Here is a 19,756-nt window from a genome sequence, read left to right as displayed (position 1 = left end):
CTTGTTCAGCGATCTTCCCCCCACTTCTGATTCCCTTTCTGCGAGGACTCCGCGATGAATACCGCCGCCCCGCCTGCCCCACACCCGGAAGAGCAGACCCTCCTGGAGGCCCAAAGAAAAGGTGGGCTTGCGCTGGTGCTGGCCTACTTCAAGCTGTCGGGGCCGGGTTGGCTGCAGAGCGCCCTGACCCTGGGCGGCGGCTCCTTGAGCAGCAGCCTCTACCTGGGCGTGCTGGCCGGCTACTCGCTGCTCTGGCTGCAGCCCGTGGCCATGGTGCTGGGCATCGTGATGCTGAGCGCCATCGGATATGTCACCACCTCCACCGGCGCTTCCCCCTTTCAGGCCGTCAATCGGCAGGTCAACCCCGTGCTGGGGTGGGGCTGGGCGCTGGCCTCGCTGCTGGCCAGCCTGGTGTGGTCGATGCCCCAATATTCCCTGGCGACGGCCGTAATACAGCAGAACCTGCTTCCGGGGGTAGTCGAAGGATGGCCGGGCAAGATCCTGGTGGTGCTCCTGCTCCTGGGGATTTCGACGGCTGCCACCTGGAGCTACGGGCGCGGCCGCATGGGAGTCAAGCTGTACGAGGTCATTCTCAAGATCGCGGTGGCCCTGATCGTGGCCTGCTTCATCGCGGTGGTGATTACCCTGAGCCTGTCTCCCCAGGGATTGCCCTGGCAGTCTCTGTGGAAGGGGTTCATCCCCAATCCGCAATCGCTGCTCACTCCCTCGGAACAATATCTCCCGCTGCTTCAGTCCGTGGCGGAGGCCCATCGTTCCTACTGGAGCGACCTCATCGTGCAGAAGCAGACCGACGTGCTGGTCAGCGCCGCGGCCACGGCCGTGGGCATCAACATGACCTTCCTCTTTCCCTACACGCTGCTCCGGCGCAAGTGGGGCAAGGCCTTTCGCGGCTTCGTGATCTTCGATCTGGGCAGCGGCATGCTGATTCCCTTCATGATTGCCACCAGTTGCGTGGTCATCGCCGCTGCAACCCAGTTCCACGTCCAACCGCAGCCGGGCCTGGGGCCGGAGACGGCCGAGCAACAGATGGCCGCCGCCTCGCCCATTCAGCAAAGGGAGTTCCAGCAGTTGTTGAAGGGTCGAGTGGCAGCGGGCCAATCTGTGGCGCCTGCGGAAACCATGTCTTTCTCCCCGGCCGAGAAAAAGCTGGCGGCGACGCTGGTGACCCGGGACGCCTTCGACCTGGCCGACTCGCTGCAGCCGCTGAGCGGTCGATCCTTCGCCAACCTGGTCTTCGGTCTCGGCGTGCTGGGGATGGCCCTGTCGACCATCACGCTGCTGATGCTGGCCTCCGGGCTGGTGATCTGCGAGATGTTCAACCTGCCCGCCACCGGCTGGACCTATCGGCTGGCCACCCTGACCGCGGCCACCGGGGCCCTGGGACCCTTCGTCTGGAGCAAGGCCGCCTTCTGGCTGGCCATCCCCACCTCGGTCTTCGGCTTTATCCTGCTGCCGCTGGCCTACCTAACCTTCCTGCTGCTGATGAACCAGCGCAAGGTGCTGGGTCCGGAGATGCCCCGGGGCGCGAGCCGCTGGACCTGGAACAGCCTGATGACGCTGGCCACCGCGGTCGCCGGCTGCGGCAGCCTCATCATGGTGTGGAAGAAGGGCGGGCCCTGGGGGATGGCGGCGGTGGGGCTGGTGGCGGTTGCGGCGCTTTGGTTTCATTTGCGGCGGCGCCGGAAACCCGTAACCTCCGGTCAGGCGGATTCGCCAAGCGGGTAATTGGTAAAGCATTGCGTTCCGGAAGGGTGCTTTTTATGCGCCGCATTCGCGGCGCCAGTGGGTGTCCGTGGCGTGGGGGGGTGTTTCTTTGGGGAAGCAGTGCGTTCGTGAACGGGTGCTTTTTATGCGCCGCATTCGCGGCTGGGTGGGTGCTGAACCCATACGACCCCGGGTTGACACCCGGGGCTACCCTGAGCCGCAGCTACGCAGCTCTATAGGGATGGCCCGTAGGTGGCGTATCGCCGGGCAACCCACGTCAACCGCAGCATTCGCAGCTATCCCCGAACCCACAACGCTGCAAGAGGAAACGTGCTTTTCTATTTAGAATATGCCCCGGGCAAGGGCCCGGGGGGAGCCATCGGGAAACGTCGCGTAGGGGAGTTGAGCCGCGAATGCGGCGGCGGCGCTTTGCCGTGGGCGTGAGCCCATGGACTACTGCGCCACGGGAAGTTTGTAGGCGGCGGCTTCCTGGTGATTCCTGACCAGCAGAAGGTCACCGCTGAGGGCCGGCGTGTTCCAGGTGATTCCGTCGAGGGCCGGAAAGCGGGCGACTTCCTGGTACCGCTCGGGATTGGCCTCCACCAGCGCCACCTCGCCCTGCTCCGAGGTGATGAGCAGCAGGTCCCCCACCAGAATGAGCTGGCCGTGGCCGTAGCGGCCCCGCTTCCATCGCCGCCGGCCCGTCTCCGGGTCCAGGCAGACCAGGATCCCCTCGTCCAGGCCGTAGATCGAGCCCTTGTGCAGGACGGTGTTGGTGAACTTGGTTTTGAGTCCCCGGCTTTCCCAAACGGTTTCCGAACGGTATTTGCCATCCTCGCCGGGGCTGATCCGGAACAGCCTGCTGCCGATTCCATAGCCGCTGGAGACGAACACCAGGTCGTCGGCTACGGCCACCGGTTGGGAGCAGTGAGGCTGACCGCTGGGGAAGGCCTGCTCCCAGAGGATGCGACCGTCCTCGGGCGAATGGGCGGTAACCATCTGCTGATTCACCATGACGATCTGAGGCCGGCCCAGCAGGGTGAGCAGGGTTGGTGAGGCGTAGGAAGTGACGGCGTTTCCGGAGGTCCAGACCAGCTCGCCGCTGAGTTGGCGGTAGGCGGCCAGGGAACGATGGGGGGATCCTCCCGGATTGACCACCACCAGGTCGTCGACCAGCAGCGGGGAAGAGCTGCGCCCCCACCGCATGCCGCCGGCCGCGTTTTCGGTCTCGATGTTGCGTTGCCAGAGCAGCTTGCCGGTTTCGAGCTCCAGGCAGTTGAGCAGGCCCCTGGGGCTCAGGGTGTAGACTCTGCCCTCCCGCGAAATGGTGGGCGTGGCCCGCGGGCCGTCTCCTCCCAGGGCGCTTTGGAACGAGCCCTGGTCGGTGCGGACCCAGACGACCTCGCCGCTGCGCAGTTGGTAGGCGACCACCAGTTGCCGTGAGCCGCGCTGTTCCTGGGTGACGGCCAGCTCGCCGGCAATGGCGAAGGAGGACCATCCCAAGCCGATCGGCTGCTTCCAGAGCTCCTTGGGAGGATGTTGGGTCCAGTCGGTGGACAGCCTGGGTCCGGGCAGCCGCGCATCCCGGTTGGGGCCCAGAAACTGGGGAAAGTCGGTCTCCGCGCCGGCTACCGTAACCGTGTGCAGGCCGGAACCCGAGCCGGAGATCTCGGGGACGGTCCGGGAGGTCCAGCTCCAGCGCAGAATGGGGACCAGGTTGCCGTCCACTCCCTCATAGGCCACCAGGCTGCGCAGCAGGAACCCGACCAGGACGACAGCCGCCAATCCCAACCACCTGGCTCTCCATCTCAGGCCCGAGGCCAGCATCCACCACAGGAGGAGCAGCAGCAGGGAAACGATCACGACCATGGCCGTCCGGACGGTTCGGACTGCCTCGTGGCTCACCTCGGCGGACCAGATCCAGGTCAAGGCGACCAGGGCGGCAATTCCGATGGCCGCTGCCGGCCACCAGCGGAGCCGGCGCCGCCTCTCAGTCTTGTTTGAATCGGTTGCGGATGGACTCAAGGGTGACCGTCATCTCCTTTGGGACAGCTTCGGTTTCGCGGGGCCTGCCGGGCCGATCGAAATTTCCCCTACTCGTTCTGCAGCACCATGGCTTCGGATTCCAGGCGCTTCATCATGGACTGGAACTCGGGGGACCCGTCGTTGTCCCAGTAGTCGGTCGAAAGCGGTGCATCGAAGGCCATGGGAATCAGCCGCCATCGGTGGGGCAGGACCATCAGATGCCGAGTCTCGGGAGGCTTCATCAGGTTGTACATCACGGACCCGTTCTTGAAGCGGGTCCTCAGGATGAAGGGCGGCTGCTGGGGAGGCCGGTTCCGGGTGAGCTCTTCCAGGGCTTCCCGGTTCAGGGTCACTCCCAGGCCGGGGCTCTCCGAGACACGCACGAAGCCGTTGGTCGGCCTGAACCGCTCGTTGGTCACGTCACCGGCCAGGGTCTCGGCCGCGGTGGTGATATGGAAGTCGGCGGTCTTGAAGGCGGCCTGCATGTGGACCAACATGGCCTGGGTGATGCCACCGCCGACCCATTGGACGGTAAAGGGCACGCCCGCGGCCGCGAACAGTCCGGCTCGCTGCATGACCAGGCCCAGCTTGCTGTGTCCGATGATGTAGCCGTCGGCAGCCCGCCGCAGCACCTCGAAGCTGTGCTGGATCCTGCTGCCGTGGATGAGGATGGGCAGCCGGATTCGCTTGCGCAGATCGATGTAGGCGTCGATGTCGGTGGTTTCCAGCGGGTCCTCGAAGCAGCCGGCAATGGGAGAGCGAGCCACTCGCTCCACCAGGTCGGGGTTGTGCCCGTAGTGGTGGAAGCGGGTGAGGTCGAAGTGCAGCTTGAATCCCTTGGGGGCCACCTGCTCCATGGCCTCGAGCTGATCGAAGACGTTCTCGAAGGGCGAGAGGTGATACTTCATCCAGTTGTAGCCCATGGCCGAGTATTTCTGTACGGCTTCCACCATGAGGGGCGGATGGGTGGAGACCGTCCAGGAGGAGAAGGGCACCCAGCGCCGGTAGCGCTGGCCGAAGAGCTTGTAGACCGGGACTCCGGCCGCCTTGCCCATCAGGTCGTAGGTGGCCTTGGCCATGGGAATGGAGGTCTCGTCCCCGACCCAGTCGAAGGGGCTGGTGCCGATGTATTTCTCGAGCACCTCGTCCGGCTCGTCCCTCCCTTCGCCCAGCCCCTGCAGGCCCTTGTTGGTGTGAACCACGTAGACGCTGCGCTTGGTGGGACCGTAGAAGTGATTCAGCTCGTAGTGGAGCCAGTCCACGTAGTCGGGATGGATTTCGTGTTTCTCGATGTCGGTGATCCTGATCGGACCGTGGACCGAATCGGCGGTCTTCTTTGCCGCCAGCGCCAGCCAGGGCTGTTGGAGAGCCGCCATGCCCAATAGCCCTCCGGCGCCGGTGGCCAGGAACTGTCTTCGGCTCTGCATCCTCTTCTCCATGTCCTTCTCCCGGTTGATGGTATCGTGTAAGGCGTGTGCAACAGGTGGTGCGGAAGGGGGGACTTGAACCCCCACGACCTTGCGGCCACTAGAACCTGAATCTAGCGCGTCTGCCAATTCCGCCACTTCCGCTCGGGTAGGCGTTTTGAACGTTAGCACGCCGTCCGGCCCTTGTAAAGAGGCCGCCAACGCAAGCTTTCAGCCGACAAGAACCGCCCGCCGCTTGGAGTCATCCGGGGGCCTGATAGCCACATTGTTCGAGAATCCCGACATGGAACCGCTGGAACAGACCCTGATTCGGTTGATCAAGGCTTCGCCCTCTCAGATCGGCAGCTTCCGTCAGCTCAGCCGCCAGTTGGATCTGGGCCCGGATAGCCGGCGGGAGGTTCGGGACGTGCTGAACGGCATGGTGAAAGCTGGGGTGCTGTTGAAGTTGAAGGGGAACCGCTACACGGTTCCGTCCAGGCAGTCGCTGGTTACCGGCAGGATCACGGTCCACCGGGACGGCTACGGCTTTGTCATCCCGGACAAGCGGCCCACCAAACTGGAGGGCGATGTGTTCATTCCCGCCAGGCACCTGGGTGAGGCCATGCAGGGAGACTCGGTGCTGGCCACCCTGGACCGGCGTCCGGGCAGCAATCGGGCCGAGGGGCGGATCCTCAAGATCCTGAGCCGCAGGAATACCACGGTGGTAGGGCAGTTCCGGGAAGACAGGCCCTTCCACCGGGTGATTCCGCACGACTTCAGGATCGGGCAGGACGTGCTGATTCGGGAAGGGGATCGAGGGGAGGCGGTCGATGGAAAGATCGTCCACGTGGAGGTGACGCGGTTCCCCTCGGGACTGGGGCAGTCCCTGCGAGGACGGGTGATCGAGGTTCTGGGCTCGCCGGGAGACTTGGGCGTGGACATCGAGATCATGGTCCGCAAGCACCGGATTCCGGTGGAGTTTCCCCGCTCCGTTCTGGAGGAGGTCCGATCCCGGAGCTGGCAGGTCCCGCCGGCCGAAGCCGTCCGGCGCACCGATTTCCGCCAACTGCCGGTGGTCACTATCGACGGCGAGTCCGCCAAGGACTTCGATGACGCTGTCCACCTGGAAGGGTTGGAAAACGGCCGCTTCCGGCTGGGGGTTCACATCGCCGACGTGGCCCACTATGTGGCCAGGGACTCGTCTCTGGACCGGGAAGCCCTGCGGCGCGGCACCTCGGTCTATTTCCCCGACCGGGCCATCCCCATGCTGCCCGAAGAGCTGTCCAACGGGATTTGCAGCCTGAAGCCTGGGGAAGATCGGCTCACCCTGTCGGTGGTGATGGAGATCGACGATGCCGGAGAGGTACGCGACTATCGCTTCCATGAAGGGGTGATCCGCAGCCGGGAACGGATGACCTACACCGCGGTAGCCAGGATCCTGCTGGACCGGGACCCGTCGGAGTGCGCCCGTTACGCCGCCCTGGTCCCGCAGTTCGAGCGAATGCGCGAGCTGGCCCTGCGGCTTCACGGGAAGCGGCAGCAGCGAGGCTCCATCGACTTCGATCTTCCCGAAGCCGAGCTGACCCTGGACGAGTCGGGCACCCTGACCGACATCCTGCAGTCGGAGCGCAACATCGCGCATCGCATCATCGAGGAGTTCATGCTCCTGGCCAACGAAGTCACCGCCGGCCATCTCAGAGGGCAACGCCTTCCATTCCTCTACCGAGTCCACGAAGCTCCCGATCCGATGAAGGTGCTGGAGTTCAACCGGATCGCCATGAGCTTCGGCTACCAGTTGGGCGTGCCCACCGGCGACAGCGCCGCCGTGCCGCGGGTGAGGGACCGCGCCCGTTTCAGAGGCCGGGGGTTTAGAGACCGGAGCAGGGACCTGAGGGAGCTTCGAGGCCTAAACGTCAAGGTAACCCCGCGCGACTACCAGAAGCTGGTGAACCGGATCCTGGGCAGGCCGGAAGAACGGATCCTGTCCTACCTGATGCTGAGATCCATGAAGCAGGCCTGCTACTCCCCTCGAAACCGGGGGCATTTCGGTCTGGCCTCGGAGTGCTACACTCACTTCACCTCACCCATCCGGCGCTACCCCGACCTGATCGTCCACCGCATCCTGAAGCATCGGCTGCAGCAGGACGGCCAGGGGGATTCCGGGGGCTCTGCCGTTCCGCCGGATACCCGCCATCTCTACGATCCCCCGGCCCTGGAAGGCATGGCTCTCCAGTCCAGCGACGCCGAGCGGCGGGCCGACGAGGCCGAACGGGAACTCATCGAGCTGAAGAAGCTCGAGTTCATGGCCGGCAAGCTGGGTGAGGAGTTCGCAGGGACTGTCATCCACTTGACCCGTGAGGGAATGGTGGTCGAACTGGACGAACTGTTCGTGGAAGGCTTTGTGAAAATAGAGACCCTGGAAACCGACGACTACCGGCTCCGAACCCGCCCCCTGTCCCTGGTGGGCCGTCAGTTCGGCACGGTATTCCGACTGGGACAACGCTTGAAAGTGTGCGTCGACCGCATCGACCGCTTCCGCCGCCGCGTAGACCTCTCGGTGGTGCCGGAGAATGACGTTAACGGCAGCCAATAAGGCCGGCTATGCTTTGTTGACATGCGCTCACGGTGCGGGGCGTCTGCCCCCCGGGAGCGCGGGCGTCTCGCCCGCACAATGCTTGGCACAGCCTCAGCCATCTCCCCCACTTGTATCAGCCGGCAACGGCGCCCTGGCTCTCCTTCGGCCTGGCCGTTTCGGTTTCTGCCGACGCGGCGGCTGCCTGCAAAGTTGTGCTGATGCTCAGCGACCGCAATGGGCAAAGGGATGCGGGCGGGACGCCCGCGCTCCCGGTTGGCCGGCACACGAGGGAATATTTCGAAAATTCCTATCCCGCGGCAGTGTTGTCGGTTAGAGGAGAGCTGCGAAGCTGCGGTTGACGTGGTTACGCACGGAAACGTCTCCTACAGGCCATCCTTATAGAGCTGCGAAGCTGCGACTCAGTGTCGCCTGCGGGGTGAGCCAGGAGGAGCCCGGGAGGAGTCGCGTTTGGCAGCGAAGGCAGAGTCCTCTGGGCGACGGAGGTGGCAACCCGGGGTCGTATCGGTTCTGCGTCAACCCAGCCGCGAATGCGGCGAATAGGAAGCACCCGTTCGGAAACGCATCGCCTCTCCAAAGCAACGCCACCCCGCGCCACCATCACCCACCGCCGCCACCTTCGCGGCTCAACCCTTGCCCGACGCTTCCCATGGGCTATTCAAGGACAGGCGGCAACGAACCCGCCCGCCTCCCCGCCCCCAACCTGCAAGAGGTGGTATACTCTGAATCCTCTGTGGCGGGGTAGCTCAGTGGTTAGAGCGAAGGTCTCATAATCCTTAGGTCGGGGGTTCGAGTCCCCCCCCCGCTACTCCAATGGCTCGGCTAGCCCATCGCGAGGTCCCTCTTGGTGGGTAACCCGTTCCCGCCAGGGCTTCCCTTGTTGCGGTCCCCTGCATCAACCAAGGCAGAGACAGCGGAACGACTTCAACTTGTTCGGCCCTGGAACTTGGCCGAGGAATATGTGGTAACAGTGGTGGAGACCCGATCATTCGTATCGCAAGACTGTTGCAGGGTCGACCCGACTGGCGCGGACAATCGGCCTTGTGGCCGCAATAAGAGCTGTTAGCAGCAATACACCGATCGTCACCAACTGCGTGAACAAGTCGATTCCCTTCACACGATACAGTAACGATTCCACCAGATCTCCGGCCAGGAAAGCACAGAACAGCCCGATGACAGCTCCCGTAGCGGTCCAGGCCAACACATGCGACAAGATGAGTCTCGCGATGTGCCAGCGTGTCGCTCCAAGCGCCATTCTTATCCCGAGCTCGCGATTCCGCTCTTCTACAACGAACGAGATCAGTCCGTAAATTCCTACCGACGCCATCAGCAATGACAGGACGGAAAAGTACCCGAGTACAGTTGCATTGAAACGCGAGGGAGTCCTCAATTGCGCAATACTCTCTTCCAAAGCCTCGACATTGACTGGCAGCGTTGGATCGAGTTTAGCGACTTCAAACTGAATCGACCTCCCCATCGCCTCGACGGCTGAATCACTCCGGACCACGAGAACAGCTCGACGGCTCGTGCCCTCAGTCTGAAGATTTCCAAGGCCCAAGTCCGCGGCGTCCTTGCGCACGAGGTAGAACTCGGGTTCGGGCAAGGCTGTCAGACCCTCATTCTTGACGTCTCCAGCCACCCCAACGACTGTCCACCATGGCTCATCAGGACCAAAACGCACATGCTGCGAAAGCGACTCCTCGCCTGGAAAGAGAACTCCGGCAAGACGCTCGCTGAGGATGACTACCTTGTCGCTGTTCTTCCTGTCGTCGTCCACAAACCCTCGGCCCTGCAGGATGGGTATGCCCAGGGCCTGAAAATACCCGGGAGTCACGGCTCGCCAGTTGACTGATCCGATTTGGCCTTCTTCTGCTAAAGGGCGACCGTAAATCTGAACGATGGAGAGTGGCTTTTTGCGAACAGGGCCGACTGGCGGCAACGTATCACTGACGCCGACAGCTTCAACCCCCGGAAGCCGGAGAATTCGAGATTCCAACGTCTCGAAGATTCTGTGCCGTTGTTCCGCGAGAGGGTAGCGGGAACCCAAAAGAATTTCTGCAGTGAAGACTTTTTCCGAGCGTATTCCAATCTGCTCAGTCTGTATGTTCAGAAAACTTCGTATCAAGAGCCCGGCCAGCGACAGCAGAAACATGGAAAGCGATACTTGGGCAATAATCAGTAACTGACGGAGGACCAGACCGGAACGAGTCGTGCGAACCCCCGTCAACGTGCCAAGTTGTGGTCGCTGCAGGGCGATGGACACACTGGGAAGAATCGTTGCGAGAACGGACGCTCCAATCGCAAACACCAGAACGCGCCAGTTGATACTGGCCTGATCCAAGTAAGGAATTCCATCCGGGGCGAGCCTGATGAGAGCCTCTAAGAGAATGCTTGCCAATCCCAGTCCCGCGATTCCCCCGGCAAACCCAAGCATCAGATTTTGTGCGGTGCTTTCGGCGAGCGACCTTGCCGTGGTTGCTCCAAGAGCATGCCGTATGGCTCGCTCCTGTTTCCGGCCCGCATCGCGAGCGTACAGCAGGCCTGCAACATTCGCACACGCGACGAGTATCACCGCTATGATGCCGGCGAGGAGAAGCCAGGAAGCCAGCCGAGCGCTGCCGAGCTGATATTCCCTGATCGGGCGTAAGAGAAGACTTATTTCGTTTCGGAGAATTGGCGGCACCCATTGAAGCATCTCCAGGAACCGAGATTGCAGCCTTGCGTGCGCTTGTTGCAATGTCGTATCGGATTGAAGTCTCGCAAAAGCCCTGAGAATGTGTGTTGCTGCCTCAGGGTTATACGCCCTTTCAGGGAGAGACTGTGGCACGAGCATGTCAAAAGGCTGCAGGTTTGGTAATTCAAAGTCGCGCGGAAGAACCCCTACAACTCTTACATGTCCTCCTTCAGAAGAGAATTCCGTGCCGATAACCTCACGGCTCCGACCAAAACGGCTGCTCCAAAGATCATGGGACAATATCGCCACTCTCGGCGCCCCGGGGCGATCCTCTGTCCAGTCGAAATCTCTTCCCAATTGAAGGGGTACACCGAGGACCTGCAAAAAATCCCACTCGACCCTCGCGCAAACGAGACCCACGGGGACTTCGTTTACAAAGGCGCAATCCGTAACTCCACTCCAAGACGTCATTGCGTTAAACGCACCGCTGTTTTTCCATTGAAAGTAGGTGCCGCTCATCAGGAACTCGACCGACTCGATTGGAGCGACAACACCGACTGAAACAAGCGTGTCCTCTTGGGAATAGGGAGTTGCACGAAACAGGATTCGATCAACGACGCTGAAGATCACACTTCCTGAAGCAATTACCAGCGCTATTGTTGTGATCACCGTGAGTGAATGCAGGCGGTGTTTCCATGTTGACCGGAGAGCCATCCGAAATTCTGGGCCGACACGGTCAAGCAGGTCTGAGAGCAGCGACAGCAATTCAGGGTGTTTTTTGTTGGGATTCACCGTTTGCGGCTGCCTTGGAACTAGCGGTTTGTCAGCTTTCATGGAAGTCAGGCTCGGCAATACTCATGTGCCAGCCAGGGTTGGCCACCTACACTTGATAGTCTTCCGCCAGTTGTTCTTCCACAACCCGTCCGTCAAAGAGGTTGACGGTTCGTTCGGCGTGCCGCGAGTAGCGAGGGTCATGAGTCACCATGCAGATAGTCGTCCCTTCCTGGTGGAGGTCGTCAAGCAATTCCATAACAGCCTCCCCGTTCCTTGAGTCCAGGTTTCCCGTCGGTTCATCGGCGAGAAGAATGAGAGGTCGACCGGCCAAGGCTCTTGCCACGGCTACACGCTGCTGCTGGCCTCCGGACAACTGGCTGGGCAGGTGTTTGGAACGATGCTCCATTTCGACCCTTTCGAGAGCCTGGCCAACGCGGTCACGTCGCTCGGAAGACCTGATCCCGCGATAGGCCAGTGGCAGTTCCACGTTCTCGAAGACAGAGAGATCGCCAATGAGGTTGAAGCTCTGGAAGATGAAGCCTATTTCCCGGTTGCGAATGCGCGCTCTTTGTGAGTGGGAAAGGCTCTCCACCGGTCTGCTGTTGAAGATGTAGCTCCCTTCCGTGGGCGAGTCCAATAAACCCAGAATCGACAGCATCGTCGACTTGCCACAACCGGATGGACCCGCGATGGAAACATACTCGCCCCTACTGATTTTCAGGTGGATTCTTGAGAGCGCGTGAGTCTCGATCTCTTCAGTCATAAAGACCTTGGTCACGTCGTCCAACTGAATCAACGGATTATTGGAGCTCATGGATCTTTCTCAATCCAGCCGAATGCGGTCGTAACCGTCCCAGGCCGACATGTCCGACAGTATGACTTCATCCTCGATGTCCAGGCCTTCCTGTATCTCGATCTTATCCACCGAGCTTCGGCCCAGCTTGACTGGGATTCGAATCGCTTCGCCGGTCTCCCTTACAAGCTTGAAGAGCGTTACGAGACTCTTCTCGTGTCCAATGGCAGGGCGATCAAGGTACAGCACGTTCTCGAGCCGTTCCAGCTCAATGATTCCCTCCACACTCAAGTCCGGGCGCGCTCCTCTCGGCAACGGTCCTTTGAGCTTGACATCCACCGCTACCGTCCCGTTCTGTGCGGCGGGATCAATCCTCGCCACGCTTCCGCGTATCACGCCATTTCGAGTATCTATGCTTGCGGGCATACCGAACTGAATATCCTTGGCTCGTGTCTCTGAGATCTTGATTTCGGCTTTCAACCGCGACGGATCTGATACGCGAGCCAGGTTGGTACCGGGGGTCACCTGCTGACCGACCTCTATCGGAAGCTCCTGTAGTACCCCTTCCATGTCGGCTCGCACTTTCAGAGAGGCCAACTGACGCAGCTTCAATCGGTGCACCGCTCGAAGCTCCTCTACCTTTACAAGCTGAGCCGCCAGTCGCGCCTCTACGGATTCATCGCTGATTTCCAGCCTCTTCTCCTCAAGGACAACTCGATTGGCCAATTCATCCGCTGTGACCCTGGAGAGCTGAACTGTCAGGTCAGGCGCCAGACCCTCTTCGGCGAGCATCTCATCCCGGTCCGCCTTTAGTCGGGCCTGTCGATATTCAGCATTCAGCCGCACGGTCGCGGCTAGTTGATCCAGGCGTTCGCTCTCGAGCGTTACCTTGAGATCCTTATATTCGGCTTCAGCGGCCTTCAATCGGAACTCTGCCTCCAAGGCAGCCAGATTCAGCTTGGGATTGCTCAACTCCACCAAGACGGCGTCTTTTTTGACCGCAGCCCCGGGCAGCACAAGAATCCGTTCTACTCGGCCGTCAGTCACCGCCGGGATCCAGCGAATTTCTTCGGGCATCAAGAAACCGAGACCACGGACTCGCCTCAGCATCGAACCACGCTTGACGGTATCCGTCCATACCGTCCCTCGGGCAACTGTGGGTGCAGCAGGCTCCAGACGTGACACGCCAACGCGGATCACAACTAAAGAAACGATAATGACTACAGGGTATAGGATGCGTCGCAGACGACGTTTGAAGGCAGCGTCATTGCGTGGAATATCCAGGCCGCTGCCCTTGCCAACTAGGGAACTCGAAGAGAGACTGTTCATAGGCATGACGACCAGGTAGAGCCTTTGGGCAGGGGGCCCTGCCCTCCCTTATCGGATTGCAAGGTGATTGCCATCGAACCACCTCTTTCCGGATTGGGGCCCAAAAAATGGCAGCCGCGACCGCCGTACTCTCCCGCTTCACCCTTTAGTTGCTGATTCTTCAACGGATAGGCTTTGTCACCACGCTTCCGCCAGGCGGTGTCAGTCAGAGATGACAAGGGATCCTTACGACAGAAAGGCGCTCGAAACAGAGGAAGTGTCCGTTTCTGGAACGAATGAGTCCCGGAATTGAACACTACGTCTCAGTTCACGGTCAGCTTCCAAACGCTCGGTGTTGGTGATCCAGCGGGAGATAGAGGCGCGCTTCGCAACCCTGACCGGTTTTTCGATTTTCCAGCGAGAGCCGTCCGCCGTGAGCCTCGGCGATCTGGCGACTCAGGACCAATCCGATCCCTAGTCCATTGGGTTTCGTTGTATAGAAGGGCACAAACAGGTTGGCTGTGTCCGAAATCCCTGGACCTTCGTCTTCCACCCAGACCTCGAACCGATCCCTCTTCTTGATCCATCCCATTCTTACGTCCCCTTGTGTTTCCAGGGCGGCATCGACGGCATTTTTCACCAGGTTGATCAGTAGTTGTTCCAACTGATCCCCGTCGGCCTGGATCGTGAAATTCGGACCCTCCGAGAGGATGATCGGAAGACGCGTTTCCAGACCCTTGACGCGATGGATCAAGCCCCCCAGTTCCACCGAGCCAATCTTTGGCTGTGGCAGCCGCGCCAGCCTCGTATAGGCCCGCATGAAACGGTTGAGCGAATCACAGCGAGACCGAATGACTTCCAAACCCCGATGAAGATCTTCCTCCCAGTCTGTTGGCCGAGGCTTCCTGAGCATCAAGTGCCCGAGGCTCCCGGTAATGGACTGGATGGGTGCCAGGGAATTGTTGAGCTCATGGCCTAATACCCTTACCAGACGCTGCCAGGCGAATCGTTCCTCCTCTCTCAGGGTACGACTTAAATCTGACAGAACCAGAAGCTGATGGGGCAACCCCTGGGATCGAAAGGTACTGCGCCGTACACCCCATCTGCCCGACTGTCCGGCAAAGGTCTTATTCAGGATCGCCACAGACTCACCTCGCAGACAATCGGCCAAGCCAAGTTTCTCGGCTCGACTGCCCAGAATCCTCTCTGAAGCTTGCCCGAGCAACCGTTCTCCAGCTCTATTCACAAGCCGCAACCGGTGTCCGTCATCGAAGGCAAAGATAGCCACCTCGATTTCCGCCATCACACGATGGAGAAGATTGGTGGCTTCCAGTGTTTCCAGGCGCTGCTCTCGGAGTGTCTCGCCAAGCGTGTTGACTTCCAACATCACCTCACCCAAGGGGTCATTTCTCCGTGCATCTCTTGCCCGAAATGAGTAGTCTCCTTGCCGCAGTGCAGCAAGAAGATTGGACAGAGTCCGGAGCCGGGAAACCACCCACCCGCGCACAGCAAAAGAAAACCCCCACCAGAGCAGGCCAAGAAACAGCGTCAACGTCCACTGCGTCCTGAAACTGAATTCTCCGGTCCAAAGCAGGACCAGGGCCACAGCCGTCGCAGGCACTCCCGCACCAACCGCCAGAAGTGTGATCCGCCCTTCATGAGTGAGTCTTCGTTTTGTGATGGGTGTTCGCTCCGTCATAAGATCTGTCCTACGGTCAAGAAGACCCAAAACAGGCTGCTGCCTTGTTTTTCCATCCGGACAGGCTTACAGACCGTGTCGTTGCAGCCTCCTGTAGAGTGCGCTCCTGCTCAAACCCAAGACCTCTGCCGCTCTGCGGACATTGCCTTCACACCGAACCAGTGCCTTTTGGATTAACAGTCGCTCGACTTCTTCCAGGCTGAGGTCTTCCGGAGGATTGGCTCCGTCGCGCGGAAAACCGAGGCCGAGGTCAGCAACGTGCACCGTGGTACCCTTTGCCATGAGGACTGCTCTTTCTACGGCATGGTCGAGCTCGCGAACGTTTCCCGGCCAGGGATAGTCCCGCATGGCTTGCAAGGCGGCGTCATTGAATCCGACCAACCTTTTGCCGTAGTGCCGCACATGCCGCTGGAGAAAGTACTCTGCCAGCAACGGTATGTCTTGCTGTCGCTGGTTCAAGGGCGGTAGGGGGATCTCGATGGTATTCAGCCGGAAATACAGATCCTGCCTGAACCGGCCTTCGCCAACGGCTTTCTTGAGATCAGCGTTGGTGGCAGAGAAGACTCTGACATCGACGATGCGAGTCTTGGAAGAACCTACGGGTTCGAACTCTCCACTCTCCAGCACCCGCAAGAGTTTGGCTTGCTCATTGAGGGAAATATTGGAAATCTCGTCAAGAAAGAGCGTACCCCCATCGGCCATCTCAAAGCGTCCAATACGATTGGCTTTCGCATCGGTGTAAGCGCCCTTGACGTGGCCGAACACCTCGCTTTCGAACACGCCTTCCGGAAGCCCGCCTGTATTGACGGTCACCAGCGGCTTCGCAGCTCTTCGCGAAACCGCGTGCAAATGGTGAGCCACCACCCCTTTCCCCGTACCGTTGTTTCCGGTGATCAGGATATTCGTATCCGATGGCCCCACACGTTCAATCATCTCCAGGACGGGCTTCATGGCTTCGGAGTTCGCGATCAGCCTGGGAAACTTCTGACCCCGTAATACCTGGTTCTCGGCCTCGAGACGGCGGCTCTGACGGAGCGCACGACCGAGCTCGGTTTGGGTCCGCAAAATCGCTTTCAGACGCTGATTTTCCCAGGGTTTCTGAATGAAATCACGAGCGCCCCGTCTCATGGCCTCTACCGCGAGCTCTATACTTCCCCAAGCCGTCATCACCACCACGGGCAGCGTGCCGTCAAGCTCGCGAATTTCGGTGAGCAAGTTCAGCCCTTCCTGACCGGATGTAGTGTCCCGCGTGTAGTTCAGGTCGATAAGCAGGACATCAAACTCTCGGGTCCTCAGAAGACCGAGGACTTGCCGTGGGCTACGGGCGGTCTCTACCTGGAAAGCTTCTCGCTTGAGCAATAATCGAACAGCTTCCAACACGTCGGATTGATCGTCAGCGACCAGGATTCTCGCTGATGGCTTCTCGTTTGCACTCACTGTGGACTCTCTCCTGTCGGTACTTCGTCCAAAATGACTCCCTGAGCACTTGGATCATCTCAATGCCCTGAAAGAGGTACCTCTCCGTGTTCTCGATTCGGACCAACGGTGAAACACTCGTCGTCGGCCCTCTGTGGGCTATCCACCTAGTTTCAGAGTTCTGACAGTTGGTTCGGCAGTTTCAAGATAGACAATTGCCAGATCGCTGTTCCATAGACGGTTCCTGTACATCACGGCTACAAGCAATGCAGGAATTGCGAAGGCATAAAACAGGATGAAATAGAGTGGGTTTCCGAACAGCCACGCCTCGAGCTTTGCCATGGCGTGGGCGTAAGTCACAAAGAAGAGAAAATAGGGGAACCATAAACCCTTGAGGTTTGCTCTCCCGGGCAAGTAGGAGCAGGTGAACGGGATCTTCGGGAACTTGAAGAGGAGGATCTCGATGAGAGTCAGTGCGAGGGTAAACCCGTAAGCAAGGTGAAGTAGAGCGGTAGTCGCATCCCACACCACCAAATAGGAAGGAAACAACATCATGAATAGAGGCATGATGCCCAGAACCAGCATGGCTTTATGGACTCCTGAAATCGCGCTGGCGTTCCCTTTATTTTCAGCCAACCTGAAGATCCAGTTGGCTTCCAGTTCTGACGGAACCGTGAAGGCGTATCGCATTCCAGCCAGGATAAAAAAGGACAGGATCAGCGGCACGGATAGCAGCGGTACGCTTTGTGGATTCCAATCCTCAGTTCCACTCATCGAGAGTGCATCCATCAGCACAACAAATACCAACGCCATTCCCACACTGAAATACCCAGCCAGAAAAACACGGTGCTTCTGGCTTCTCAGGAGCGTTCTTGCAACAAAGTAGAATGTGGCCCGCTCTCTTTCGTTCCTCAACACCAAGCGTTCAAAGGTGGCGGCTAATAAACGAAAACCCCTCGCAGGCCGGCGTACTGTCTCCACGGACTCCCACGACTCCTGAACCTTCCTCTTGTAGGTAACCAGGTATGTCAGGAGACAGCAAAGGGCCGTCATCGTCAGTGCTGTTAGACCAATTCGAGATTCAAGCCGAAACTCTCCACTGCCAAGAAGCATTTGATAGAGACCGAGGTACCACATGGGGGGGAATAGGGTCTGAAAGAGTTCGTTATGCTGCAGACTCTCAAAACTGAAGATCAACTTGGGGAAAAGGAAGAACACCGAAAGCAGACTCATCATCAGCAGCAACTGTACAGCACGAGAAACACGGCGAAGCATCTCGCTTCTGAACAGAGTAATCAGAATTCCCTGGATCGAGACCACCGATAAGAAAGCAAAAGCACTGCCGGCCGTAACGCTCAAAGCGTGCGCCAAAACAAACCAGCCTGCAAAGACCAGCCTGGCTTGCTCCTGAATCTGTTCACGCTCACCGGACTCCAGAATGAACCGTCCTTCATGAAGCAGTGAACCCATGTTGGCATTGACAACCAGAGGAAACAGCACCGTCGGAATGGCGTTGACTGTCAGTGTGAACAGGAGAAGCAAGAGAACGAGAGCCAGCCCCTTGCATGCGAGCAACGTTCTCATCCGGACGGGGAGTGGAGTAAGAATATTGTAGTCTTTGCGAGTGGGGAACAGAGTATCCCAGTTGAGCACCGCCACAAACGCGATCACAAGCATGGAGAAAAAGAGAAAGAAAAACTTGTCCTCCAAGGTGGCTTCCTGATGAACAGACAGAGGGAAGTGGGCCAGGAGAAAGGCATACTTGCGAGCCAGGCTAACCGAGATGAAGATCCCTGGCACCATCAGGAGAGCCAGGACATGCGTCAGAGTTATTTCCGTCCCGGTTTGTGGAGCGAGCAGGTCATTATGAAAAAACTGTCTGAAGAAGTGGCGGGTGAGTAGAAAAACGGGCCCCCGTCTTTCCGGACCCCGTAAATTTCCAGAAGAGCCCATGATCGCATCAGTATTTCATGACGTTCACAATGTCGCGCGCCACATGGCATGGGTCCTCTTGGCGCACCAGCTCGGTGAACACGTCCTCGAGTGAGGGTCTTCGCATCAAGGTTCTCAAGTGGTCGATCGAGTCATTCGCAACAATCCTTCCCCGGTAGAGAATCGCGACTTTCGAGCAAAGCTTCTCGACGACATCGAGGAGATGAGAACAGTAAAGGACGATCTTGTTTTCCTCAGCCAACGTCTGGACAAGGCTCCTCAGAACTAAACCCGACCCGATGTCCAGCCCGGAATCCGGCTCATCGAATATGACAATGTCAGGGTTGTGGAGCAAAGCAGCAGAGATCAAGATCTTTCGTCGCATTCCATTGGAGTAAGCCGAAATAGCAGAGTGGCGGAAGGGGTGGAGCAAAAACAACCGTAGAAATGCGTCGATTTTTTCGTTTAGCAACCTTTCCGGTATGGAGCGCAGTCGACCGACCAACTGCAAGTATTCAGTTCCCGTCAAATAGGGATAGAGATGGGACTCCTCGGGAACATAGCCCAAGCGTTTCTTGAATCCGTGAAGGTCAACTTGGATTGGCTGGCCATTGAAAAAGATCTGTCCTTGAGACGGTTCCAGCAGAGTGGTCAGCATCTTCACCGTAGTGCTTTTGCCCGAGCCGTTCGGTCCCAAATACCCAACGACTTCCCCGGGCTTCACCTCAAATGTGACCTGGTCAACTACCGGGATGCCGCGGTATCGCTTGGTGAGTCTTTCCGCTCTAAGCACGGTCACTTCCCTTAAGGTTATGGGGTCAGGCTATGCAGTTCGGCTCAGATGACTTACTGCAATCGCATTGCCATCGGTATCAATGTATTAACTCTTTGTGAAACAGAGGAATACGGGATTCAAGACCAACTGCCTGGACCCATCCCTGTCCGCATCCGGGACCCGCACGTCCCAATTCCGGACACTCTTGAACAGTAAACTCTCAGAGGAATGCGAGTTGACCACGAGGGAACGGCATCCAGTTCGTTGTTTCTGCTCAATGATTCCAGGAGTCTGTCGTTTGGGAATGGATCGTTTCAACACAATTGAGGGGCATCTGTGGGGGCATCTCTACGGCCGGCCTCTGAGTATCCGGCCGGCGTGCTCCGCTTGCTGCCCAACCGCTTCTCGTCCTGTTCACAAGGCCATATGGGTCCGTTGTTTCACTCTCGAACGATCCGCCCGGCAGGGCTGGGGCCGGACTGACCTGAAATCCTGGTTGCGCTCAGCCGGCATCCTGAGCCAGTTCGTTGGCCCCCCTGCCGGAGTGTTCGTTCCACTGACAGGTGACAGGTTGCCCATCCGGGACGGGTAGCAGGCTCCGGGAAACGCGTCTGCACCTCCGACAGCGGCCGCTGC

The 19,756-nt window shown here is 59.2% G+C and carries 12 protein-coding genes and 2 tRNA genes; 4 read left to right on the top strand and 10 right to left on the bottom strand.

The genetic code is table 11. The annotated features are described in order from the left end of the window. The first annotated feature begins 54 nt into the window (after positions 1 to 54). Entirely contained in the window at positions 55 to 1,746 is a 1,692-nt protein-coding gene (locus OXI69_11490) for a divalent metal cation transporter (protein MDE2666763.1), read from the top strand. A gap of 432 nt (positions 1,747 to 2,178) precedes the next feature. Here OXI69_11490 and OXI69_11485 read toward each other — a convergent pair whose 3' ends face one another. The 3 genes from OXI69_11485 to OXI69_11475 all read right to left on the bottom strand — a co-directional run bounded on the left by OXI69_11485 (position 2,179) and on the right by OXI69_11475 (position 5,321). After that, a complete protein-coding gene (locus OXI69_11485) occupies positions 2,179 to 3,750 on the bottom strand; it encodes a PQQ-like beta-propeller repeat protein (protein ID MDE2666762.1) in 1,572 nt (523 codons plus the stop codon). Between the two features lie 68 nt (positions 3,751 to 3,818). Continuing rightward, positions 3,819 to 5,189: a hypothetical protein gene (locus OXI69_11480; protein MDE2666761.1), complete on the bottom strand. Its 1,371-nt coding sequence runs from the start codon at positions 5,187 to 5,189 to the stop codon at positions 3,819 to 3,821. Positions 5,190 to 5,234: 45 nt separating this feature from the next. Next, positions 5,235 to 5,321 (bottom strand) — tRNA-Leu (locus OXI69_11475). A gap of 139 nt (positions 5,322 to 5,460) precedes the next feature. On the opposite strand from OXI69_11475, the gene OXI69_11470 reads away from it, so the two are divergent. Together OXI69_11470 and OXI69_11465 are read left to right on the top strand one after the other, a co-directional pair. Next, the gene (locus OXI69_11470) at positions 5,461 to 7,749 is read left to right on the top strand and encodes a VacB/RNase II family 3'-5' exoribonuclease (protein ID MDE2666760.1); all 2,289 of its coding nucleotides are present in this window, start codon (positions 5,461 to 5,463) and stop codon (positions 7,747 to 7,749) included. A 735-nt stretch (positions 7,750 to 8,484) separates the two neighbouring features. Then, positions 8,485 to 8,557: transfer RNA gene (locus OXI69_11465), tRNA-Met, on the top strand. A gap of 177 nt (positions 8,558 to 8,734) precedes the next feature. Here OXI69_11465 and OXI69_11460 read toward each other — a convergent pair. The 6 genes from OXI69_11460 to OXI69_11435 all read right to left on the bottom strand — a co-directional run bounded on the left by OXI69_11460 (position 8,735) and on the right by OXI69_11435 (position 18,123). After that, positions 8,735 to 11,257 carry an ADOP family duplicated permease gene (locus OXI69_11460; protein MDE2666759.1) on the bottom strand — a complete coding sequence of 841 codons (2,523 nt, stop codon included), beginning with the start codon at positions 11,255 to 11,257 and terminating at the stop codon, positions 8,735 to 8,737. Positions 11,258 to 11,303: 46 nt separating this feature from the next. Then, positions 11,304 to 12,011 (bottom strand): ABC transporter ATP-binding protein, encoded by a 708-nt coding sequence (locus tag OXI69_11455; protein MDE2666758.1) that lies wholly within the window; start codon positions 12,009 to 12,011, stop codon positions 11,304 to 11,306. A gap of 9 nt (positions 12,012 to 12,020) precedes the next feature. Next, on the bottom strand, positions 12,021 to 13,319 hold the full coding sequence (locus tag OXI69_11450) for an HlyD family efflux transporter periplasmic adaptor subunit (GenBank protein MDE2666757.1): 1,299 nt from the start codon (positions 13,317 to 13,319) through the stop codon (positions 12,021 to 12,023). 313 nt (positions 13,320 to 13,632) lie between these two features. Beyond that, positions 13,633 to 14,997, bottom strand: coding sequence for an ATP-binding protein (locus tag OXI69_11445; GenBank protein ID MDE2666756.1), 1,365 nt, complete (start codon positions 14,995 to 14,997; stop codon positions 13,633 to 13,635). 66 nt (positions 14,998 to 15,063) lie between these two features. Then, positions 15,064 to 16,434 carry a sigma-54 dependent transcriptional regulator gene (locus OXI69_11440; GenBank protein ID MDE2666755.1) on the bottom strand — a complete coding sequence of 457 codons (1,371 nt, stop codon included), beginning with the start codon at positions 16,432 to 16,434 and terminating at the stop codon, positions 15,064 to 15,066. Between the two features lie 138 nt (positions 16,435 to 16,572). Beyond that, complete coding sequence (locus OXI69_11435) at positions 16,573 to 18,123, bottom strand: hypothetical protein (GenBank protein MDE2666754.1); 1,551 nt, start codon at positions 18,121 to 18,123, stop codon at positions 16,573 to 16,575. Between the two features lie 12 nt (positions 18,124 to 18,135). Here OXI69_11435 and OXI69_11430 point away from each other — a divergent pair, with 12 nt between their 5' ends. Further along, entirely contained in the window at positions 18,136 to 18,315 is a 180-nt protein-coding gene (locus tag OXI69_11430) for a hypothetical protein (protein ID MDE2666753.1), read from the top strand. Between the two features lie 58 nt (positions 18,316 to 18,373). Here the strand turns inward: OXI69_11430 and OXI69_11425 are convergent, their stop codons facing one another. Beyond that, entirely contained in the window at positions 18,374 to 19,138 is a 765-nt protein-coding gene (locus OXI69_11425; protein MDE2666752.1) for an ABC transporter ATP-binding protein, read from the bottom strand. Positions 19,139 to 19,756 lie beyond the last annotated feature (618 nt).

Source organism: Acidobacteriota bacterium (assembly GCA_028875575.1).
Taxonomy (GTDB): domain Bacteria; phylum Acidobacteriota; class Terriglobia; order Versatilivoradales; family Versatilivoraceae; genus Versatilivorator.
This window is presented reverse-complemented; position numbering and strand designations above follow the sequence as displayed.